The sequence below is a fragment of the Mucilaginibacter sp. CSA2-8R genome, from assembly GCF_038806765.1.
Classification (GTDB): domain Bacteria; phylum Bacteroidota; class Bacteroidia; order Sphingobacteriales; family Sphingobacteriaceae; genus Mucilaginibacter.
In genome coordinates this window covers 4,105,766-4,129,433 of record NZ_CP152389.1, presented here as the reverse complement: position 1 = coordinate 4,129,433, position 23,668 = coordinate 4,105,766, and the positions used below count along the sequence as shown (strand labels likewise).

Sequence of the window (23,668 nt, the reverse complement as noted above, 5' to 3'; positions counted from 1 at the left end):
ATACAGTAGATGCAAAAGGGGTAGGGTATGAGTAGCTAACTAATTTAATCCCATGCTTTCAGACTATATTAATTTGTGAAACGAGGGGAACCGTCGGCAATTGATGTTATATAAAACCTTAAGGGTAACACTTACGCATAGCATCCATTATCTGCACAAGCTATGACATACAAGCCAGAAAACTTCAAAGTGACTCTCCTTCTTGACACAGCAGGTCAGGCTCAGAACTGGTCTATAATGCCGAAATACTAATCACCGTAAAATTATACTTCTAAATAAGCATGTTCTTCAGGCTCGGCAAGTGCAGAGATTTGATCCTCTAGTTTCTTAATATTTAAACCTCTTAGCACTACGGCACATAATAGCATCATCGCAGCAAAAAAAATGAAGCATGTACTCCAGTCAAATCCATTTTTAGCCGGACTAATTAGGGCTGCACCAATCATAGAACCAACTGCACCAATAGTCATGTAAAAAGTAAACTGGCTGGCCGATACTTTTTTTGAGCAACATTGCATAGCAATAGCAAACACGCCTATTTTGGCAAAAGCATTTACCCAACGGTAAATAACAATATAGCTGTAAACAAAGGGAGTGGTTTTCCAATAAACGGTTACAAAACTCAATACTAACGTTTGCGCTGCAATAAAAAAGAAATACAGATAAATCATGCGCTTTGACCCAAACCGCTCAATTAGCCAGCCACCCAACAATATACCTGCTATACCTCCTGTTAAATCGGCCATAGCAAATGCGTTAGAATATTGAATGTGTGTCCAGCCTGTTACTTTAACCGCAAAAATGGGCAGCAGTTTCTCAAAGTAATTATACGCCCCCTGCGACAGCAGCAGCAGTAAGGCCAGCAGAAAAGAGTTTTTTAAACGGAAGGCCATGTATAATGAACGGTACATGGCCCGCCAGCTGTTAATTTGATTTTCCTGCGTGAAGCGACTTGCTGCCCCGGCCGACCATGGTAATTGTTTTTCGCCTGGTTGCTCGCGAATAAGAATAGGTACCCATGTAATTAAGCCAACCATTATTCCGATTGTTCCGGTAGATACCGTAAAGTTATAGCGTTCGAGTAACCAGGTACTTAACGCCAGCGCAAAAGAACTACCAATCATGCGGGCACCGCCCATAAAGGCGTTAGCCCTGGCCTGCTCATCAGGTGGTATCGTGTCAACCGCCAGGCCATCGGTTGCTGCATCCTGTGCTGCTCCAAATACTGATACCAAGAATCCTCCCGCCACCAGTAAGCTTAAATGATTAAGCGGGTCTTTTACCATAGCCATCACCATTAAGCTTGCAAATAACCCTAACTGGCATATAATTACCCATGGCCGCTTACGCCCCATAGGTAAAAATGTATACCTGTCCATCAAAGGGGCAACAAAAAACTTAAAGGTCCAAGGTAATGCGCAGGCTACATCAAAGGCACTGATTTCGGCAACAGTTTTATTGTTCATGGCCATCCATGCCGGAATACCGATAAATAAAATGCCCATGGGCAAACCTTCGGCAAAGTACAACGCAATAAATGTAAAGTACCTGAGCCACGAACGGTCTGCCAATGACAAAGCAGGGGTATTAGCTTTCATAAAATCAATTTCAAATGATACGGTGTAGTCATGGGTAACGCTATCAATGTAGCCGATGCATTACGGAAAAATTGAGGTTTTTACAAACTGGCCTGGCAATGGCTTAGGTACATTAGGGTTGGTGTTAATTTCTGTTTGAGGATAGATAAACCTTTGCGGTTTGCTGGTGCCGCTGTAAAGCGCAATTGGCAATTGTACCACAGGTTGTGCCGAGGCCAAACGCCGGTAATCGTTAAAAGCTTCGTATTGCATTAACAAAGTAATATAACGCTGGCTGATAATTTCATAAAGTAGTGCCAGCTGAGTAGTAGCTGCCCGGGTAGGATTGGCCAGCCCTGCTGCGCTAAAATCAGTCAAGGTGTAAGCATCATATCGGCGGCCAGCAGTTGGGAGGCTCTTGCCATTGATGGTGCCTGCTGCCAAAACGGCCCTAACGCGGTTTAATGCTGCCAATGCCTCATCATTTGCACCGCTGCGGGCTTGGGCTTCTGCTAAAATTAACTGAGTTTCAAAGTAGGTCATGATAGGTTGTGCGGCGTTCGCTGTAAATGCTCCGTCAACCGTATTGGCATCTAAACTGGTGGGTGTAGTTATACCTGTTCTGAAATAAAAATTATATAAGGCTGTTTCGTCTGTTTTTGTATTGCCCGAACGTATCCTGGATTGCATCAGTTTGGGCAGGTATGCTCCATCAAACCCGGCGTCACCAATCCTCGAAACGGCAAAGAAGTCATAATTCTGATTAATATCTACCCCTATACCTGTACCATGCGGCGTTAAAGCATCTCCGTCAGTTCCGCTTATGCCTAACTGGGCAAAGCTGATGGCTTGGGCATAGTTACCTGTATGTAAATATAAACGGGCTTTCAGGCTGTTGGCAAGCGCTCTCCATTTTTTGACGTCTCCTTTAAAAATAAAATCTTTTGCAGGGTATGCTGAGCCGGTGGGGGAAGACAGGTTGGTAATAGCATCATTTAATACCGCCTGTAAAGCATTGTAAATATCTGCTTGTTTATCAAAAACAGGCGTGGGGTATTGCACCGCATTAAATGCCTGAGTGTAGGGCACATCGCCATATAGCGCGGTGGCTTTAGCAATAACCAGTGCTTCAAGCACCTGGCCTATACCTTTTGCCCATTTATTGCCTAAAGCATCGGCTTTGGTCTGAATCAGCCTGGCCTGGCCAGCCACTGGGTAAAGCGGGTTCCAGGTAAAATTTTGCGACGAAACAATGTACTGGGCAAAGCCTAAATGTGCACGTGCCAGGCCGTTAAGTTCGCCTGCCCAAATAGAAGCTATCCGAACGTCGGTGTCTTCATGAAGCAATGATACGCCCAGCATAGTACCACCTAACAACGTTGGCAAATCTACATCAGTAACGGCGTTGGGATTGCTGTTGATATCGGGAGTGTTAAACAGTTTTTTGCAACTGCTCAGTAAACTGGTGTTAACTATAGCAAATATGATAATGACAATGAAATGCTTTTTCATAAAAAATTATTGATTAGCCGAGGCTTAATATTAGTATCTGATTTGTATAGAGAATAACCATGAGCGCGTGTTAGGATTGGTAAACCAGTCTTGCCCGCGGGCTAAACCGGCACCGGTAACATTCAGTTCCGGATCGGTGCCTGAATAAGGAGTCCACAACAATAAATTACGGCCGGTTACACTGAAATCAATTCCGGATAAATGCGTGGTACGTTTAAATGCGGCACTGTTTAGGCTATAGGTAAGCGTAACCTCGCGTAGCCGGGTTGCACTGGCATTCTCTACAAATTGCTTATACGAGGCTGTGTTACTGGCAGAACCACGGCCTTGCCACCACGCTTGATTAATAGCCACAGGGCCGGCTCCAAAATCAGCAATTTGCCCCTGAAAAGCTGTACCGGCCGGTATTAGTTTGCCGGTCACGTCGCGTAAACCACCAGTGGGTGCAATAACGGTGTTACCTTGGTCTGCATGGGTGCCAATGCTATAAAGGGACCCCCGTGTACCATTAAAAAAATCGTTACCTGCCACACGGCTAAACAGAACGTAAAGCGACAGGTTTTTGTAGCTAACCGTGCTGCCCAGGCCGCCCTGCCATTTTGGGTTGGGGTTACCAATTACCTCATTGCTGATACCGGCCTGCGGAAACCCGTTTGCGTCAAGTACATATTTTCCGGAAGCATTCTTTAAAAAGTCGGTTGAATAGAATACACCGAAAGGCTGACCGGGGATAAGAGATGCGTTTTGTATAAAACTGTCGGGAAGTGTGTATACCGAGGCTCCGGCCAGTGAATTTACAAGGCTTCTGTTTACTGCAAAGTTACCTGAGATGTTCCACCTGAAAGCGGCTTGAGCGATTACATCACCGTTGATATCCAGCTCAAACCCTTTGTTGGATAGTACAGCGGCGTTTGAGTTGCGAACCGTAAACCCTGTTTCGTTGGGCACATTTAATGCCAAAATCACATCCTTGGTTTTGTTGGTATAAGCAGTGGCTGACAAGCTGATGCGGTTTTGCAGTAGTCTTATATCTAAACCCAGCTCCGTTTCTGTTTTTCTTTCGGGCTTTAAAAAATTGTTGCCCTCTATAGTGCTTCGGCTGTAACCACCTCCATAAAGAGCGCTGGTGGAGGTTAGGCCACGGGTAAATGTATCACTGTAAACAGCCGGACTAAACGTTGTTAAATTTTGATAAGGCTGCGGTTGAATGCCTACCTGCCCCCAACTCACCCGGAGTTTGGCGAAGCTCAGGATCGGCGAACTATCCAAACCCTTTATTTTGGTTAGCTGCCAGGCTAATGCTGCCGAAGGGAAGAAGAAACTATTGCTGGTTTGCTTGCCAAATGTAGAGGCGCTTTCGTTACGTCCCGACAGGGTTAAGTAAAACATATCATAGGCCTCTAAATCACTTTGTAAGTAGTAAGCGTACGTACGCATCAGTGAAGTGGTATTACCGGCTATCAAATTAGAGTTTAAGGCATTGGTTAAAATATCGGGTGCTGTAGGCACAATTAAATTTGAAATGGCATCAGACCGGGTAGTGCGCCGCCGGTTATTGTAGTTAACGCCCAGTAACAGCGAGCCCCGCCACTGGTTACTTAAAGTTTTGCTGGCACTGGCAAATGCATCTGTATTAAACTGCTTTTCGGTAAGCAGAGTTTTAGACAGGTAGCCATTTAAAAATAAGGCCGAGTTTCGGGCAAACCTTTCCGTGCGGTCATCAGTAAAATTATCAATGCCTGTGCGGCCGGTGAGGGTTAACCATGATAACGGATTGGCATTAAGTTCAAGTACCCCGATAATACGGTCTACATCACTGCTGTTGCGGTTGTTGTTAACATTCCAGACCGGGTTTGAATAAATTGTACCTAAATCTTTGCCCAGCGGGTTACGGTATGATACGTGCGCGTTGTTGAATATCTCGCCGGTTGGTGAGGTGTAGGTACCTGTATAATAAGCATTATTGAAATCGGGTGGGGTACGGGTAGCACCTAACAAGATACCATCAACATTATCTCCCTCCTGGTTACGTAATGAGTATGTTTTGGTATAGCCGATGTTTGCAGATGCTTTGAGCCAGTTGTTAAACCTGGTAGAGGCGTTAACCCGGGCGTTGTTCCGCACATAACGGCTAAATGTTTTTACAACACCGTCTTGTGTGAGGTTGCCATAATTTATTAAAAAAGTTGAACGGCTGTCGCCGCCGCTTAGGGTGATGTTATTGTCAAAAAAATGACCGGTTTGAAATACATCCTGATTATGGTCGAAAACATCAGTTGAATTTTTGCCGCCATGAGGATTGGCTGTATTGCCGGATGCAATAGCATATCGCGTTGATCCATCCGGGAAAGTTACAAACCCCTGGTAGCCTGCGGCAGCAGGGTTGGTAATATAGGTGTCGGCACCACCCGTACGGGCGGCAATCAAATCACCAAAACTCAATTTATCACCTTGTCGGTAAAACCCATCAGACCCATTGCCGTAGGTGGTTTGTAGCGGATGCATTTTGTTAACCCGATCAAACGACACTGTTGATTTATAGGTAATGTTCAACTTGCCATCCGTGTTACGGCCTCTTTTTGTTTTAATAATGATTACGCCGTTGGCTGCACGGGTTCCCCATAGAGTTGCTGCCGATGCACCTTTCAGTACTTCTACACTTTCAATTTCTTCCGGACTTATATCGCCGATGCGTGACTGCTGTACAATCCCGTTAGCTGCAGCGGCACCCAAATTATCGCTCGAGTTGCTTACCGGCATGCCATCAACAATAAACAATGGCTGTGCGTTACCGGTAATCGTATTCTGGCCTCTGATCTGAATGTAGGCACCTGCACCCGGATCTCCGCTGTTGCGCGTAATCTGTACGCCTGATATTTTACCGCTCATGCCCTGTAACAAGCTGGTTTCGCCGCTTTGTGCAATATTTTTCCCTTTCACAGTAGATACAGAAGAGCCGAATTTATCGCGCTCCTGCTCAACACCAATAGCGTTTACAATAACCTCACGCAATTGCCTCGTGTCGGGCGTTAGCTGCACGTTGATGATAGACTGCTGCCCGATTGTTTCTTCTTTTGTTTGCATACCGGTATACGAGAAAACCAAGGTGCCGGCCGTTGGGAGCGCATTGATGGTATACCGGCCCTCCTGATCAGTGGTTGTTCCGATACTCGTTCCTTTAATAGTTATAGAAACGCCTGGTAAAACGGCTTTTGTACCCGATTCTGTTACCGTTCCGTGCAAATTTCGGGTTTGAGCAAATAAATGATTGCTTATAAAAACAACAATAAAAATGAGTAGATTTTTATTCATAGAAAAGATTAGCGAATGTGTTTGCTGTAATATTTAATGGAATTTGTATTAAAGGCTTACGGCTAAATAGAATTCGGGAGATGACAATGCCTTTAAATGTGTGATGTAGAATGGTCGCAAATTACACAATATACCCTCATTATTGGCTAAAATTTGTACAGAAATATACCTTTTATGAAATTTTGTTACAACCTTAGATTGTTGACGAAGGGGAGTACAGGTAGCAATTACAAACATTCAAAGTTTATTATTATTCAGACAAAAGAATGTTGACATTGCGCCACGCTTATTTTATAAAATATTAACACAACCTTATACTACATTTTATTTAAAGCAGGACTTAATCATAACTTGCTCAAAAAGTATCATGCCAATAATGTTGGACTCCTCATCTATAGACAACAAATTGATCAATACACAATTACTAATTCGATGCTAAATTATTAGGATCAAAAAAGCCTCTAACGTCTAAAAGCTTGTAAAAGTCTGTTAAGAGATTGCACTGTTTCGGTCGGAAATAGGTGAAGTTATGTAGGCAATTATACACCTCTATCCAGTTTATCTAACAATTACTTGGGATGTTGAACTATCCAAGCATCTGCCCGAGTAAGCAGAGATTATAGACAAAACGAAACCGAATTATAATAATAGGTAGGTAAATCGCAAAAGCAATTATCGGGCTTTGGGTTAATTTCAATAATTCTTAAACGGCGCCTTCTGCAATTGCCATTGCAGATCGGTCAAATCAGTATTACTGTTTAAGGCTATTCTTGGTAGGGAACTTGGGGGTTAAGTGCCGAACAGTTGTCTTTTAATTTAGAATGCACTATACACTACCGTGTTGTATAAGATTTTGTTTAAACTAAGCGCTATGCCCATGGAATAGCGCTTAGTTTGTTAGCTTGATATCAATCGAAATCACATAGTGATTCTACATAGTCTTTACTGCCATCCGTTACCCAGGCATCAAGCTGGGCCGGGTCTTTCATTTGCTGGCCGCGCAAGCGGGGTACAATTAAGTAGCCGCATTTAAGGTCGCTCAGGGCGGTCATGTCCGTCCATAGCTTTTCAATCTGAGCAACCGGGTAGATGTCCTCCTGTGCGTGGCCCCAGCGGTATTTTACATCTTTAATAGTCACATACGTCGGGATACGGTGCGCCACGGTACGTACAGCTTTGGCCAGTTGCAAGGCATCACCCTGCTGAAGGTCCTGGCGGGTAAGGCCAAAAAGCGCAAGCAGCGGGTCAATCTGTATCCAGGTAGTGTTGGAGTTGTAATAGCTTAGTTTTAGCTCATCCTCTTCATGAGGTTGGGCCAAACCTTCGAGCAAGCGTAGTTTATTGTTAATTTTTGCTAAACCGCCGCCGCGGTCGTCAATGTGGCGGGGGATAACCTCAAAAGTCAGCACATTGCCCGATTGCAGGTGATAGCTGAGTGCAGCCGGGTTAATATCAGCGCCCAAGGTATCAATGTTGTGTAGCATCAGTGTTTCTACCTGCGGATGCTCGGCCAGTAATTTAGCCAGGGTACCGTTTCTGAGCAGGTTAGACACCTCATACCAATGCCCCAACGGCGAAAACCGCTGCGAAGCTACGTTGTCTACATAATCGCTGCCTTCGCCTTTAGCTTTGGCCCAGCTTATCATGCTCTGCCTTACCGCATCGCGTACCTTCTGCTTGTTTTCGTCCAAGGTTTCCTGTGGCATATCTTCCCATAAAAAGCGCAAATCGCGTTCCATCGGCACAAAGCGCTGACCTATCGAACGACCTGCCGACAGATATACGGGTCCGTCATAAGCAAAGTTATGCGTTTCGTTCAGGTTGCTTTGTATAGGTGCATGGGTGAGGTAGCTGGTAGCGACTACGTGCGGCATATGGGTGCCAAACTTTTCAGCAGTTTTTTTGGTTTTTGCCAGATGTATCTCTAAAAAGCTGCGATGCCTGCCTGCCATTTCCACAAACGGATTGATAGCTTTAATAACACCTGCACCTTTAGTCCAGCGGGTACCTATGCCGGCTGCCAGGCTCATGACGGCCACTTTACCGGCTTTAATAGCGGCAACCCCTTCGGCAGTTGCTTCAACCTGTTCTATAGTACTGATCTCGCCGGGTTCTACATCCTCAATCAGCGTTTCGGCCGGTAGCCTGTTGCGCGATAGTCCTATGCGGCCTTTCTGAATTTCTTCGCGTATTTCTTCGTGCTGAATAAAGTCGAAGCCGTTTTCTTTTTTAACAGTATCGGCTTTTTGATGCTCAACAGATTGGTTGCCCTGGCTCGATGGGTCGGAAACCTGGAACAGGTTGCTCACTATAGTGCGCAGCAACGGGTAAGCCTGGTTGTTTTGCTCGCAATGTGTGGTAAAATAATCAATTTCGGCACGACGGATGTATGAAACAGCCGCCGGGTCTTTTTTCACTAAACCAGATACGTGAATACCATAGTATTGCTCAGGCATCAGCGCCTCGTTACCCTCATGTAGCGTGCTCCAGCTCCCTTTATGGTTGATGCTCCAGTTGTATACTACCGGGCTCATGGCAAAAGGCATCGATGCTGCGAGTTCCTGCCGCGTTTCGCTGAGTATTTCGAGCATTTGGGTTTTAGATGCCTCGTATTTTTCGGGATTGACGAATGTACCCATACCACCGCCCGACATACCGCCCAGCATCAGGAAGCCATAATAGTCGGCACCAAATCTTTGCTTCGCCTTACTAATAATCTGCTCGGTAAAGTACGTAGAAGCCCACGGAATAATGGTTTTAATGGGGCCAAAAAAGTTATTTTCTGTATTGCCGGCCAGCTTTTTAATATCACCCTCTTTGATAGCCTCCAGGATATTATTAAAAATTTGATTAGTTTGCTGACGTGCAACCCAGTCTTTTTCGGACCGGAGCAAATACTTTTCGGTTACCATTTCCAGTATTGGGCCTACGTTAGAGGCCATACCGCCATGCATTAGTACCAGTGAGTTGGTTATCCGGTCGTAAAACTCAGGGTGTACTCTGTCGCCGGTTAAAATTTCATGTTTAGGCAACAGGGAGCCTTTGCTGGTGCCAAACTCAGGGTCGCCTTCGTGGGCAAAGGTGCCGTGGATAGCTTTAATGCCCGGCCATACACCGCCTGAATCTTGCCAACCGCCGCCCGAACCGCCAATCCACTCGCCTAAAATCGCGCGGGAGGCAATCAGTCTGCGTTCGCTTTCTTCTAAGCCGCCCTCCAATTGACGTGTTTGCCCGGTAGCCCGCATTAACAAACTAATAATAGAGCCCAACAGGTTGGTAGATACTGCAAAGCGCGAACCTTTCGGAATATCGTTTACCCTGGTAACAAGTTCAATACCCATGCCCGGCCCAACAATGTTGGCCAGCAATCTAATGAGCGACTGGTTAGTACCTTCGAACGACGGTGGAATAAGGCCTGACGCTATAATTCCGGCTTTAACCAAACTCAGGTAATCGTTACCAAAGTTAAACAAGTCATCCAGCTCGGTGATATCTTTAGTGGTATTTAAGTCTATACTGGTCACGCGCAGCACCGGTTCGGGTATTACACGCACGTAGCTGTGCAGGGGTGGACGAATATCTTTGTCGCGACCAAACATGCCAAGGTCAATAGACACGTTTATCACGTTGGCTCCATCAGGGTAATCCATTCCCAAAAAGAAAATGTCTGACCAGCCACTGTGCGTTAAATCCATACGAACAGAGGTTTGCTCGTGCAAAATGGGGTAAAATAACGTGCCTTCGCGCCGCTGCAGGAGTTTGGGGTGTATTTTAATAGGATGCTGTTCCAGGTTGCCCGACCTGAACATCCATTGATTGCCTTTGCTGGATCGTACGCTTTTGCGCACCTGGTTGGCTAACGTTTGGAACGAGAGCTGGTGGTAACATTCTGCCAGTGCACTAAACAGGGTAGCGTTAGAGCCCTGCACTTTCAGCTCTTGGTAAAAGGCATGAATAGCCTGCTCAAACCTGCGCGCCAGTAAATCTTCGAAACCGGCATACGGAACCTTGCCGATTTCAGGCATTTCTTTAGCCGATATTAAGAAAAAACGGAATCCGGCATATAAAAACAGAATGGCTCTAACTTTATCGTACAGGTTTGGTGTAGTTTTCCGGAACTCTTCTAACTCAAGCAGTGCGCCGAGCAACTCTTTCGAATGCATGTGCCGGCTGAGTTCAAAAAACGAGCGATCACGTTTTTGCGGCTCTGCCGATGTGATGGTTTCAATAAATATATTCATCAGAAAATAGCAGATTATTTACGGCCTTTGGCTTCAGCCAGCAATTCGACCAGTATACTTAACGTTTCGTCATGGGCCTCGCCGGCCAGGCCTAAGGCAACCTGCGCGCGCAACAACCCATGCCGACGGCTCAGGTCATAGCGCGAGCCTCGTACTTCGAGTGCCAGGTAACGCTCTGTTTGGGCCAGCTCGTGCAGGGCAGGGGTAAGTAATACCGGGTTAATACCCTCGTCAATCTGTTTTTGCAATATATTAAAAATGGCCGGCGTAAGCACGTGCATACCAAAGAAGCACAGGTAATAGCCAATACGCAAACCCGGAGTTTGCAGCTCCAGTTCGGCCAGGCTTAGCGAAGGTTTTTCAATCAGCTTTTCTACCTCATAAACACCAGTGCTGCCCGGAACATGCCTGCCGGTTACGGTGCCGTAGCGGCCAATAAGATGCTCAGGTGTAGGGTTAACCGCCGAAACAGAACAGTTTTCGGCAGAGGCTAAATCCAATAACTGGCCTGCACATCTTTTCCCTTTTTGGTTAGAGGCATACAGGTAGTCGCCTAATAGCAGTAAAAAAGCATCTTCGCCAACAAAATCGCGTGCACAGTATACGGCGTGCCCGTAACCCAATGCCTCAGTTTGTTCCGCAAACTGCACTCTTTCTAAAAATAGATCTACTTTAGCTGCTTCTTGCCGTGCCCACTCGGCACCACTAAACGATTTGGTAAGATTATTTTTAAGTGCTGTAAAGGCGTTTTGATAACGCTCAGCATCGCCGGGAGCACAGATTACGCAAATTTCTTCAATACCACTGTCAAAAGCTTCTTCGGCTATAATTTGTATCGTAGGTTTATGTAAGCCATCGGTATCAACCATAGGCAGCATCGCTTTTTGTACAGTATCTGAAACCGGGTACAAACGTTCTCCGCGGGCAGCGGCTGTAATTACAGCTTTTTTTATTTTCATAAGATATGATAATGCTTTAGTGTTATTGTTGCCAATTGAAGTGTAATCTATCTTTTGTAATTTTAATGAGTACAGTAAAATGTACCGTTACACATACAATCGATTACAATTGGTGCTAATATAGATAAATCGCCAAAAAGTTAGGTGTTAAATGTATTTGCTATATCGAACGGCCATAGCCGTTAACAAATCTTCGGTTTTAGTGAAAAATTAACAAGTAAAGATATTTTTAATCGGATTGTAGGTCTCTAAGCCGTTGCGATAAACAACAAGCAAACTTTTGACTAATTAAAGCCGATTAGTACTTCATTAATGAAAGAGGCGTAACCGGCAGATTAGTACTAAGGAAAGAAAAATAGTATTGATTGTTAAGCCACCCACTTTGAAAGTCATTAAATGGAAATAGGGTATAATAGGCAGGGATAACTGTATATAAGCGACTTAAATGATCTCTAAAAATCTTACCTCACGTTTTTGTTTTGAATATCAAGATAATACTAAAATAAGAGAGAGACATCACCGATGATCCAAAAACTGGGCAAAAGAAAGCAAAATACAAGAGACTAAAAATACGATATTTAGCTGTCAGAGTTTTGTTTACTCGTGAGAATTATTTGCCGATACAGAATTTAGAAAATATGTTATCTAACAAATCATCTGTAGTAACGGCGCCTGTAATCTCACCTAAATAATGCAAGGCCTGCTTAATATCCATGGCTAAAAAGTCGGAAGTAACTTGCAAGTCGATGCCTTGCAAGGTTTTGATGAGGGCCTGCTCTGTTTTTTCAAGTGCTTCAAGGTGGCGTATATTAGTTACCAAGGTTTCGTTACCATTTAGGCGGCCTTGAATGGTGGTGTTATATACCAGCTGTTTTAAATCGTCGATGTGTGTTTTGGCTTTGGCAGATACAGCAGTGAGCGTAACTCCTTCTGGTAATACGCTCTGATAGTCTTCAGGGTTAAACGGTGCCAAATCTACTTTATTAGCTATTGCAATGGTAGGTAAGCCCTGCTTATGTAATGTTTCGATGTCGCGCTGTAATTCTTCTAATGACAACTGTTCCACATCAAAAACATAGAGTAATAAGGCCGACTGGCTAATTTTCTCCATGGTTTTTTGTACGCCAATCTGCTCAATAGCATCTGTAGCCTCGCGTATACCAGCAGTGTCAATCAGCCTAAAGTTGATACCGTTGATGTTGAGCGTTTCTTCGATAGTATCTCGCGTGGTACCGGCAATGTGGCTTACAATAGCCCGTTCCTCGTTGAGTAAGGCATTCAGTAAGGTGGACTTACCTGCGTTGGGCCGACCGGCAATAACGGTATTGATGCCTTGTTTGATGGCATTACCCAGCTCAAAAGACTGGATTAACTTACCAATTACCCGGGTTAAATCATGAATGAGTTGCTTAAGCTGGGCACGATTGGCAAACTCTACGTCTTCTTCCGAAAAATCCAGTTCCAGTTCTATCATGCTCGCAAAGTGTACCAGTTGTTCGCGCAGGGTTTGTAGTTCGGTGCTGTAGCCCCCCCGTAGTTGCTGCAAGGCCACTTGCTGCGATGCTTTCGAGTCAGATGCAATCAGATCGGCCACAGCTTCGGCCTGCGACAGGTCGAATTGCCCGTTTAGAAATGCCCGCAGGGTAAACTCGCCGGGCTTTGCCGAGCGGGCACCCTTTCTGATCAGCAGTTTAATGATGGACTGTATAATATAATTAGACCCATGGCAAGATATTTCAACTACGTTTTCGCGCGTGTACGACCGCGGTGCAATAAATAAAGAAGCCAGTACCTCGTCTAATACCAAATCGCCATCAATGATGTAACCTAAGTGAATAGTGTGAGATACCTGCTGCGTTAGGTCTTTACCTTCAAACACACTGTTAGCTATGCTTAATGCGTCTGGACCTGATAAGCGGATGACGCCTATGGCGCCTGTGCCGTTGGGGGTAGCTAATGCAACAATAGTATCTTGAGTTAAATAATTCATGCGTTGATAATCGGCAAAGAAGCCTCTGTTTACGTACAAAAATGCTGATTTACGAGCGCATTTATGTTTAAGCCTCGTAAAAATGTCCGATGCTTTTGCTGGTTACTAAGGTGAGGCTATAACAATCCGATATGCAATAGTGCAAACCATCTGCTTTAGCGAGGGTTGAATAAAGAGCATCAATAACATTTACTTAATGCCCAACGCTCCGTTTAATTACCAGCTAAATTTTGAGCATCTCGATTTTAGGCAACATCCCGAACAATATCGCATTGGTAAAGGCGAACAGGGTGTTTTGTTGGTTGAACCCTATAAAAGCGAAATACTGCCTCACTGGCGTTTTAAAACACCGGATATTGCCGTGGCCTCGGCGCAAAGTATACTGCAGCTATTTGAGGATTACAAGCAAGCCGGCGATTTTGTGGGCATGGATATGGCCCGCAAGTTTTTACAAATGGGGTACACCCGTTCTCGCCGGTACGCTAACCATAAGGGGGGCAAAAAGTACGATGGCCCGGTACCGGAAAATAAAAAAGGGCAAAGCGGAGCGCATGGTCGTGCCGAGCTACCAAGAACAGAGGATGAGGTAAAGGCAGAATCAGCAAAAATATTTTATGGCTACTGGCAACAAGTAAAAAATGATGCTGTTTACCAGGAGATGGCCATAACACATCGCCGCTTGTACGAGGGCTTGTAAAACGCACTATTGTTTGGTGTACTGCTGAGCACCTATACAACTGGCATTAGGCGGACAAACAACCGTCCAGGTGAGCGTCGTATTAAAGTTATCTAATTTGTAAAGGTATTGTTGGTTGGCTGAGGATCCTTTAGACGTTAATTTATCAATGGCGACGTAAGGGTCGGTACTATTGTTAGCGAATAATTGCATGTCGTACAATTGCAACATCCCACTTCCGGTTACCCTATATTTACCGGTATATCTATAAGAATATTTCACAATTTGTTGTGTAGGTGTATTGCTATAATACCTGTTAATGGTAACATCGCCGTCAGATGAAAACTCAATACTTTCCTTGTCGCTGGCCGTAGCAGCGTTTATGGATGGCTTTACCCAAATACCGGTCAAAGCCGAATCTGTGTTACCTGATTGGTTACTGTCTTTTTTACAGGCTACGCAAGTAGTAATAAGTAATAATAAAAGTGCTAAGTGCTGTTTCATAATGGTTTAGTTAGAATTATAGACCATACGTTTGATGACGATGAGATGTAACAGCCTGTTGCTTTATTTTATGGTTTGAATAAATAAAACCTGAAAACCATCCCTTAGATAAGTGCATACAAATTAAAATAGCCTAAACAGCACTAAGGATGCGCTATTTAAGCTACAATAAATTCTGGTGTTAAAGTTAATATACTGATACGTTGCTCTATTATTAACCTCTACACAAGCTTGCCGTTTATGGGCAAAAGCAATACTTACACGCGCAGCATAAAATAAAGCGTATAGAAATTATTGTGCTTTGTGTATCCGCACGCTAAATATTATCAGCAAACGCATTTTGACAGTGTACTTTACTTGGTCTGTTTAAACCCGGTTAAAGTAATTCCGTAAGTTGTTTAAAATGCTGTATGCGGGCTACCGGCTCGCCGTTAGTTGTACCAAAACCATATTCGGCAAAAATTATAGGTACGCCTGCTTTGGTGGCACTGTCGTAATCGCCTTGCGTATCGCCCACATATACGGGGTGCTTTAAATCAAAGTCTTGTACTACATCTATGATGTTCTGAAATTTAGGCTGGCTTTTGGTGCCGTAACATTGATGGCCTTTAAATAAATATTCAAGTTCGTTAAGCGTTAAAAAGGTTTCAATATAACCGCACTGACAATTACTAACAATAAACAGCGGGTAACGCTCGTGCAGATATATCAAAGTCGACACTAAGTCTGGGTATAAATCACCGCCTTTAGTGTTTAATACTTCGAGTTCGTATTTTGCACAAAGGGCTTGAAATTTTTTACGTTGTTCGGGTGTTAGGTAAGGTACCAGTTTATCAAATATTGCATCATAAGCCATCCCGGTAATAGACTGCACGACCTCGCGGGTAATGTCTTCTTTTACGTAATCCACTTCTTGTTTAGCCTTTTGCCAGGCTGTAGCCACATTGGCGGTAGAGTTCCACAAGGTGCCGTCCAGGTCAAAAATTATACTGTCAAATTTATTCTTCAAATCTGTTGTCATAAGCATATATCAGGTACCAAAAATAGGGCTTTAATATATAAGGGTTGTTTTTTACCGGTAAAGTTACCTGTACTTAACACAATAAGTTTCTACATAAGTTTATTGTGCAGTATATTTCGTACCCCAACTTAACTCTTTCTCTAATGCGTCACGGTGGTATTTTTCAGTATTTTATTTACCTAATTGCTTTCAGTTTTCTGTTAGATATTTATGTAAGCCAAGGCCTCAAAACTTTGCTAAGGAAAGCCAATCAAAAAACCCGACGTATTGTTTCGTGGATTTATTGGGCAATATCCATACTATTAGTGGTTGGCTTGTTAATAATTATAACAAGTGCCAGCCGGCCGCCGGGCATGAGGCCTTATCAACAATGGCTGCTTAGTATTTTTATAGGCTTATTAGTTAGTAAGCTGTTTTTTGCGCTGGTATTATTAGCAGGAGATATTTACCGTTTAATTGCCGGATTATTTAACGGAATTAATAAGAATAAAAAGGATGGAAGTTATATTCCGGCGCGGCGCAGATTTGTAAGTGAAGCTGCAGTTTTGCTCGCTGCTGTACCCTTTACCTCATTTTTGTATGCTATGGTTAAAGGTAAATATGATTACCGGGTACACCGGCATACGCTTTACTTTGAAGATTTGCCCGAGGCTTTCGACGGCTTCACTATCACACAGCTTTCGGATATTCATTCCGGCAGTTTTGATACTGCCGACGCTGTGCAGCGCGGTATTGATCTGGCTAATGCGCAAAAGTCGGACTTGTTTGTGTTTACCGGCGACCTGGTTAACAATGTGGCCAGCGAAATTGAACCGTATATGCATCGCTTCAGTCAGTTAAAAGCACCTTATGGGCAATATTCTATTTTAGGTAATCATGATTATGGTGATTATGTACAATGGGAAAGTGAGGAGGCTAAAGCGGCTAACCTGGAAAAGTTAAAAAAGCATCATAAAGCTTTAGGTTTCAGATTAATGCTGGACGAAAATACGCCGATAGAGAAAGATGGACAAAAAATTGTCCTAATTGGTGTACAAAATTGGGGGCGTGGGTTTATACAGATTGGAAATTTAGACGAGGCCCTGGCAGGAGTAAAGCATGATGATTTTAAGCTGTTGCTATCACATGACCCCACTCATTGGGAAGAAAAGGTGCGTTACCATCCTTCACATATCCATTTAACACTTTCCGGCCATACGCATGGCGCACAGTTTGGCGTCGAAACAGACAAGTTCCGTTGGAGTCCTGTAAAGTATCGTTATTTGGATTGGGCTGGTTTAGCGCAAGAAAATAACCGATTTTTATATGTGAACCGGGGCTTCGGCTTTTTGGCTTTTTCAGGACGATTGGGTATTTGGCCCGAAATTACTGTTATTGAATTGAAGCGCAAAGTTGCTTAAAATATACCGGCAGGCTATAAACAGAAAGGGAGTTGATCTGTAGATCAACTCCCTTTCTGTTTTATTATATATAGTAACTCGTTATAATGATACCATTTTAAGGCTATCAGAGGTCATAATGTTAGATGGTGTTTCCCAATTAATTGCCGGCATTTGAACTTTAGGGATAAAAGTACGTTTGTTAGCGGCAGTCAATACTTTACGTTTAGAGAAAGATTTGATAATAGGTTTAATAGTTACAGCCTTTTTAGCATTCAATAAATCTAATGCTCTCAGCTCAGCCATTAGAGCTTTAGGCGACTGGGTAAAAACATTTTCACTATCTGGTACGTGAATAACAGTGTATAATCTTGAAAAGCCTGTTTTTACCAATGAATCACACGCTGTTAAGTTGTTTTTTACCGCTAATAAATGAGCTTCTTTTAAATCTCTTTTAGCTAAATTAAAATCGTTAATATCCATTTTAATAGCTGCTAAATCAACTAGGGTATTAATAATATCTGGAGTTGATTTTTGCTCGCGTGATAGCGTGTTAGCTTGTAAAATGAACCATTTTGCCTGAGCAAACTTACGTTGTGAGCGGTATCCTCTAGATAAATTGCTGTAGCTACCAATTAACCCGGTAGTGTCGTTATGTTTGTAATACAAACGCATGGCTTGCATAGTAACGTTAACGGCATTTTCTTGAGATATGCGTTTAGTGTAAGCATTAGTTGAATTTACTTCATTCAAGTAACACTCAGCAAGTTGGCTGTAAATAACAGCCTTTTGACTGTCATCAGTAGTTAACTGTAATTTCTGTTTGAGGCTGTCAATAGTATTGGCACTAACAGCTGTAACCAAGAATAATGAATATGCGGCGAGTAAAACTAGTTTTTTCATACTAAAACAAATATTGACCATTTGTAATCAACCATTTGCAAATTGTATGCCTATTTACTCAATATTCCTTTTAATTGTAAATTAATGTGAATAAAATGAGTGGTTGTGTATAACTATTGGATAATTCCTTCGTAAACATGCAGCCATTGCTGCGTTTTCTTGGAATGGGTGACCAAATAATTGAATAAAGTAATACCCAAGGCAGCAGTTGCTATCCCGGCCATAACATCTAGTACGTAGTGATGACTGGTGTACACTGCCGAAAACCAAATACCTACACTTACGGTAATAAAAAATAAATTAGCCCAGCCCAAACGGTTTTTTAAGCCATAATAAACTACAATAAGCGGATAGCTGGAGTGCAGCGAGGGCATGGCTGCAAATACATTTGAGCCTTTGGCGTAGATAGACTTAAACAGGTTAATGTGAAAGTAGTTATCAAATCTGGCTAAACCTGCAGTGTTGCCGGGCGTTGCCTTTACAAACTGAAACCCATGATATTGTATATACCAAGGCGGAGCGGCAGGGTAAGTGTAATACACTATAAAACCCAGCAAATTAACCAGCACAAAGGTTAATGAAAAATATAAAAACTCCCTTTTACGGGTAAAAAACAAGTAAGCGGCGAAGCCCAAAGGCACAGGTATCCAGCATAAATAAAATAAACCCGTGAGCACATCTAAAAACGTGCGGCTATGCACACGCCAATACTCATTTGGCGTAAGCAAACGGCCTGCTTCGTGTATTCCGAAGTAATGTTTCTCTAAATTGTAAAGGCTCGAAATGTGTACCTCGCTGTATTGATAATTAGGGAACGCCTTCATATAATCGAAGATGATCCAGTAAATAATAAAGATAGAAAAGCCGAGAACGAATTTGCGGGTAGTATTTGTAAGAAAGTAAAGACTAAAAAAGATGCCGATCAATACGAGCTGGTCAGTTTTAAAACCGACCAAAAAATAGGAGGCAACCAGATAAGCAATAGCTATAAGTACAACGGTGACAAAGCTTTTAAAGTTTACCGCTGTACTTTTAGTGAGAACAAGGCTCATTTAGCTTTTTTTAAAAAATCGGAGCCGAACACTTTGTCCCAGATAGGGGAGCTTACTCCGTAACCTTTACTTGGGTCCTGGTAATGGTGCAGCATATGGTGCTGTTTAATACGTTTCCACATTCCGCCTTTAAAGTTAAAGTGATGTATAGCGTAATGCGAGATGTCGTAAATTAAGTATCCTATCAAGAAACCCGGAAAAAACGAATAAATATAAGTAGGCGGCAGTATCCAGTTAAATAAAAAGAACAAAGCTAAAGCCATAGGGATACTGGCCGAAGGCGGCATTACTAAACGTTTGGCATCGCTCGGGTAATCATGGTGTACACCATGAAATATAAAGTGGATGCGTAAAGCCCATTCGGCTTTAGGTACGAAATGGAAGACGTAGCGGTGCAGTACATATTCGGCAAAAGTCCAAAAAGCCAGACCTGCTGCAAATAAGGCAAAGAAGCCTATCGGGGTAACAGTGCTTTTAGTAAAAGCCAGGTAACATAAATAGCCGATTACCGGGATATAAACAAATAGTGGTACAGTAAAATGTACTTTGGATAAAGCTTCTAATAAGTCGCTTTTAAACATCCTTACGGACTCGGTCGAGTTGGAAACGTAATTTCTTTTCATCACTAATCAGGGTTTGAAACGTTCAGTAACTTCTTTACCAGTTGTCGGATCCGTTCCTTTAAACTCCACAAAACGCACGTTGGGAACCCAGAACGATCCTCCTTCAATTCTAACGAAAATTCGGTTAACTATAAACTGCCTTTGTGAAATTGTTGCGAAGATATGATATTTTCCGTCAGCGGCCTTCATCAGGGTGAGCGGAAATTTTTTGTATGACACAAACCTGATATCATACTTGCCATTTCCAAGCGGTTTGGAGGTCAGACCATAGGCAAATTTACGCTGAATAAAGTTCAGCTCGTCTTTTTTTCCACCCTCGGTATAGCGTATCCAATAAGCATGTACGGGTTGCTCTGCATCAGGCTGCCCATTTTCTCCTGCGTTTAATTCGTAAACAATGGTGTTGGCATTGGGCGTGCGCTGTACATAAAACAGACGGTTTACATTGGCGGGTAAGGCCTGGTAAGGGTTACCGGGCATTTGATACAAATTTTTGGTTGTGTCTGCCGGCAAATGGTTGGCAGTTTTTGCGGCAGCCGGCAAAATTATGGTAACTACTGCAAACGCAGCAAGTATATAAATTAATCTGATTTTCATGATTTAGTTGTTCTCTCCGTTCTCAATCTCAAGCAATGATTTTTTAGCATCCATTAAGCGCTTAAACGCCGTAATATTAGTAAGTACAGCCAAAATGGTAATTGGCACAGTAAACAGCGACATTGTTTCAAAAACGTGGTATGGGATACCCGGAACATATAACTTATAGTTGCCACCTATATAATTGGAAGTAATGCCACAAAGCAAAGCACACAGGCCAATCGTTACCACACGTTCCGGCCGTTGCATCAGGCCGCCTTTACACTCAATGCCTAAGCCCTCGGCACGTGCACGTACATAGCTTACCATCATAGAGCCAATTAAGGCTATAAACGCAAATATGGAACTTAAAAAGTAATGGTTTGCCACGAGGTAATAACAGATGCCCAAAAACATAATCAGTTCGCTGTAACGGTCGAGTACCGAATCAAACAAGGCACCGAAAATTGATTTCATGTTACCTAAACGCGCCACCTGCCCATCGAGCATATCAAATAAACCGGCAAACAAAATAAGTCCGCCAGCCCAGGCCACTTCCGATAAATCATCGCGGGTTCCTTCTTCTGCACCCCATATAAATATACCGGCTACTCCAACATTCAGGATAAAACCAATTAGCGTTACCGCGTTTGGCGTAAGTCCCAGTTTTATCAAAACCTTAACAAACGGATCAATCACCCGGTAAATCCCTAACTGGAGGTTGGTGCGTAATGAGGTTTGATGTGCCATGTAATAAATTATAGTAAAATTTGAGCTAAAATAATTAAAAAATAAATTGGAACCGGGTACGAATTCCCCAGTTGGCAATGTTTGGATGATCTAAATAGTTAAACCGTTTAACCAAATCTATTCTCATCACTTTAAAAATATTTTCGATACCTACACTGCCCTCCACATACGGTTTGCTGCCCAAACTGTATGTAATGGGAGCATTGTTAGCTTCTTTCGGAAATTCATATAAAGACGGGTGCAGGCTTGGGTTGTTTTCGTTTCTCACGCCTCCCCAAAGTGATTTAATTGAGGCAACTTCGCGCCATTTCAGTTCTCTCAATAAAGGTATGCGATTAAATAACAACCCATGAAAATGCTGATCGATGTTAATGCTTGCATAATGGTCACTCACAAATTCCAAAAAGTTCATCAGGTTATATGAAATCGGGTCGTATGCAAAGGTTTGGTTGGCCCGGTGTATGGTAAGCAGGGGGTAGGGTACTTGTCCAAACATATTGCCGCCTTCTAACCAAACGTCAGCCTCGCCCAGCTTTTTCATAAAAAAGTGCTTATAAATATTGAGCGATAATTTGTTGTAGTTATACTCTCCGCCCAATACATTTTTAAACCCTGCAGTATAATTCAGGGTAATGATAGGGTATTTGTTTATGAACGGTTTACGAAAAACCTTTCCTTGTATAAACTCCTCGTGAGGGGCATAGCGTAACTGAAAATTAGCCTCAGACGTGGTAAGGCTGTTCACCTGGTTGCGAACACCGTTAATTTGGTTAATGAAGTAAAGCGAACCTGCTGCTGATTGCGTTAAGCGGCGCAACCCTGCCGATATAGATAGCCGGTTGGTAAACTCCTTAACATAATCAATCCGGTAGTTATCGTTATACAGGTATTTGTCGTTATTGCCCCGTTTAAAAGATAGCAAGAAATTGTCTTCGCGTAAAAACAGCAGTTCCTGACCAGGAATGCGGGTATCCCGCTGAAAACTGGCTTTGATATAATTTTGCGGGAAGCGGTACGTGTAATTCTTATTAAACGAATACAAACCACTTAAAAAATACTTCCACTTCTGATCTTTAAAGCCATATGCCGCATAAGTTTCGAACAGCATGCGCTTGCTAAAATCGATATTGGTGCGCCCGCCAACCCTAAGCCTGAAACCTTCTACCGGGTTAAAACTATAAAACGCATTAGCCGGACCAACATCTACCGGGCCAAAGGTTTTGTACCCGAACAGTAATAATTGGGCAATGTCTACCGTGGTGCGGTACGATTTCATCTTCCGGAGGCTGTCTACATTTTCGTAAACCTGTGCTTCTGCTTTGCTTAAAGTGTCCAGCCTGTTTTTTGTCCAAAAATCATTGCTGCGATGTTTTACCTCGTCGGCAACAATTTCGTTCGGATCGGCATAAGTGGTGTCGGCATGCGGGACATTAATTTTATAATCGTCAAAAACCAGGTAGCGCTGTCCAAATAAGCCTTTGTCCTGTTTTTTAGTGACGCCAAAATCTGCCGTGGTACTGCTGCGGCTTAGGTGGTAGCGGCCGTCTGAGCTTTTAGCAAAATCAAGGTTAATGTGCATCTCCTTAACCCAGTTGAGGTTAATTTTGCGGTTAAGAGTCAGTTCAGCTTTTTGCACAGCATAGTTGCCATCCAGCGTAATGTAGATGTTGCCTTCGTACAGTATATCGTTGGTATTACGCGGCGTAAAACTTAACTCTACCAGCTTGGTGCCATCAACCACTACCGTATCGGTAATAAAGAATTTATAGTTTGAAGGGGCATTATCTGATATTGGGCTCAAAAACTCATTAGTTACCAATAAGGCACTGTTGGCATAAATATCAACATCCTGGTACAAGTGTTTAAAGTATACGCCGATGCCCTCGCTGTCTATAAAGCTGCCGAAGTTAACGTTCTTTTCGCCCAGTACTTTGGTTTTGCGGCGCTCGGGGTTTTTGCTGTAATAGTAATTATATGCTTTTTCGCTCAAGTAAATAGGCAACAGGTTTTTGCCTGGTGCCGTGGTCGTGTCGCGATTGTCCAGCAAAAATTTGTATTTGCGGAACAGCTTTCGGTCGCTAAAGCCGGCAGAAACATTAATGAACGAGAAGTTTAAACGTTCATAACCCTTGTATTCTATATAATTGTAGCTTTCGGGCCGGTTTTTATCTTTGTTAGCTATTACCTTTCTAATGAGTTCTACAGCGGGGTTATCGCGATTGGTGTATTTCTTTTTTTTGCCCGATTGTACAGTTACCGTGTTTAGTTCTGTGCTCTCAGGCCTCAATTTTACATTTACCGTTTGCTCTTTACCTGGGCTAACATTTATATTTACCGTTTTATAACCTATAAACGATACCTGTATTTTAGAAAGCGATGAGTTATTGGTTGATACAGTATACCTGCCCTGTTCGTTAGTATTGGCACCAATACTGGTACCCGGAAAAGCCACAGTAACATAGCTCAACGGCCGGTTATTAACAGCATCAGTTACAGTACCCATAATCACTGTATTTTGCGCGAGTGCAACTATACTGCTGCATAACAGTAGTAAGAAGATAACAGGAACTTTGCAGTAATAGGTATAGCACAT

16 protein-coding genes are annotated in these 23,668 nt (G+C 43.1%); 2 read left to right on the top strand and 14 right to left on the bottom strand.

What is annotated here, in order from left to right; translation table 11 throughout:
• Nucleotides 1–263: 263 nt before the first annotated feature.
• The 6 genes from AAGR14_RS17560 to mnmE all read right to left on the bottom strand — a co-directional run bounded on the left by AAGR14_RS17560 (nt 264) and on the right by mnmE (nt 13,591).
• Nucleotides 264–1,598 carry an MFS transporter gene (locus tag AAGR14_RS17560; RefSeq protein ID WP_342645545.1) on the bottom strand — a complete coding sequence of 445 codons (1,335 nt, stop codon included), beginning with the start codon at nt 1,596–1,598 and terminating at the stop codon, nt 264–266.
• Nucleotides 1,599–1,658: 60 nt separating this feature from the next.
• Nucleotides 1,659–3,089, bottom strand: a complete 1,431-nt coding sequence (locus tag AAGR14_RS17555; RefSeq protein WP_342645544.1) for a SusD/RagB family nutrient-binding outer membrane lipoprotein — start codon at nt 3,087–3,089, stop codon at nt 1,659–1,661.
• A 30-nt stretch (nt 3,090–3,119) separates the two neighbouring features.
• Entirely contained in the window at nt 3,120–6,401 is a 3,282-nt protein-coding gene (locus AAGR14_RS17550; RefSeq protein WP_342645543.1) for a SusC/RagA family TonB-linked outer membrane protein, read from the bottom strand.
• A gap of 908 nt (nt 6,402–7,309) precedes the next feature.
• The gene (locus tag AAGR14_RS17545; RefSeq protein WP_342645542.1) at nt 7,310–10,642 is read right to left on the bottom strand and encodes a UTP--glucose-1-phosphate uridylyltransferase; all 3,333 of its coding nucleotides are present in this window, start codon (nt 10,640–10,642) and stop codon (nt 7,310–7,312) included.
• A gap of 14 nt (nt 10,643–10,656) precedes the next feature.
• On the bottom strand, nt 10,657–11,601 hold the full coding sequence (locus AAGR14_RS17540) for a sugar phosphate nucleotidyltransferase (RefSeq protein WP_342645541.1): 945 nt from the start codon (nt 11,599–11,601) through the stop codon (nt 10,657–10,659).
• A gap of 610 nt (nt 11,602–12,211) precedes the next feature.
• Nucleotides 12,212–13,591: a tRNA uridine-5-carboxymethylaminomethyl(34) synthesis GTPase MnmE gene (mnmE, locus tag AAGR14_RS17535; RefSeq protein WP_342645540.1), complete on the bottom strand. Its 1,380-nt coding sequence runs from the start codon at nt 13,589–13,591 to the stop codon at nt 12,212–12,214.
• 196 nt (nt 13,592–13,787) lie between these two features.
• On the opposite strand from mnmE, the gene AAGR14_RS17530 reads away from it, so the two are divergent.
• Entirely contained in the window at nt 13,788–14,288 is a 501-nt protein-coding gene (locus tag AAGR14_RS17530) for a DUF4385 domain-containing protein (RefSeq protein ID WP_342645539.1), read from the top strand.
• A gap of 6 nt (nt 14,289–14,294) precedes the next feature.
• On the opposite strand, the gene AAGR14_RS17525 is transcribed toward AAGR14_RS17530, so the two are convergent.
• Together AAGR14_RS17525 and AAGR14_RS17520 are read right to left on the bottom strand one after the other, a co-directional pair.
• Entirely contained in the window at nt 14,295–14,771 is a 477-nt protein-coding gene (locus AAGR14_RS17525; protein ID WP_342645538.1) for a hypothetical protein, read from the bottom strand.
• A gap of 376 nt (nt 14,772–15,147) precedes the next feature.
• Nucleotides 15,148–15,792, bottom strand: coding sequence for an HAD family hydrolase (locus AAGR14_RS17520; RefSeq protein ID WP_342645537.1), 645 nt, complete (start codon nt 15,790–15,792; stop codon nt 15,148–15,150).
• A 353-nt stretch (nt 15,793–16,145) separates the two neighbouring features.
• Between AAGR14_RS17520 and AAGR14_RS17515 the strand changes: the two genes are divergently transcribed.
• Nucleotides 16,146–17,192: a metallophosphoesterase gene (locus AAGR14_RS17515; protein ID WP_342645536.1), complete on the top strand. Its 1,047-nt coding sequence runs from the start codon at nt 16,146–16,148 to the stop codon at nt 17,190–17,192.
• Between the two features lie 81 nt (nt 17,193–17,273).
• Here AAGR14_RS17515 and AAGR14_RS17510 read toward each other — a convergent pair whose 3' ends face one another.
• From AAGR14_RS17510 to AAGR14_RS17485, 6 genes are all read right to left on the bottom strand, one after another.
• On the bottom strand, nt 17,274–18,074 hold the full coding sequence (locus AAGR14_RS17510; protein WP_342645535.1) for a hypothetical protein: 801 nt from the start codon (nt 18,072–18,074) through the stop codon (nt 17,274–17,276).
• Between the two features lie 113 nt (nt 18,075–18,187).
• On the bottom strand, nt 18,188–19,126 hold the full coding sequence (locus AAGR14_RS17505) for a phosphatase PAP2 family protein (RefSeq protein ID WP_342645534.1): 939 nt from the start codon (nt 19,124–19,126) through the stop codon (nt 18,188–18,190).
• Nucleotides 19,123–19,749 carry a sterol desaturase family protein gene (locus tag AAGR14_RS17500; protein WP_342645533.1) on the bottom strand — a complete coding sequence of 209 codons (627 nt, stop codon included), beginning with the start codon at nt 19,747–19,749 and terminating at the stop codon, nt 19,123–19,125. Before AAGR14_RS17500 ends, AAGR14_RS17505 begins: the two co-directional genes overlap by 4 nt.
• 6 nt (nt 19,750–19,755) lie before the next feature.
• On the bottom strand, nt 19,756–20,346 hold the full coding sequence (locus tag AAGR14_RS17495) for a DUF4833 domain-containing protein (RefSeq protein ID WP_342645532.1): 591 nt from the start codon (nt 20,344–20,346) through the stop codon (nt 19,756–19,758).
• 3 nt (nt 20,347–20,349) lie between these two features.
• A complete protein-coding gene (locus AAGR14_RS17490; protein ID WP_342645531.1) occupies nt 20,350–21,075 on the bottom strand; it encodes a CDP-alcohol phosphatidyltransferase family protein in 726 nt (241 codons plus the stop codon).
• Nucleotides 21,076–21,109: 34 nt separating this feature from the next.
• Nucleotides 21,110–23,578: a DUF5686 family protein gene (locus AAGR14_RS17485; protein ID WP_342645530.1), complete on the bottom strand. Its 2,469-nt coding sequence runs from the start codon at nt 23,576–23,578 to the stop codon at nt 21,110–21,112.
• Between the last annotated feature and the right edge of the window lie 90 nt (nt 23,579–23,668).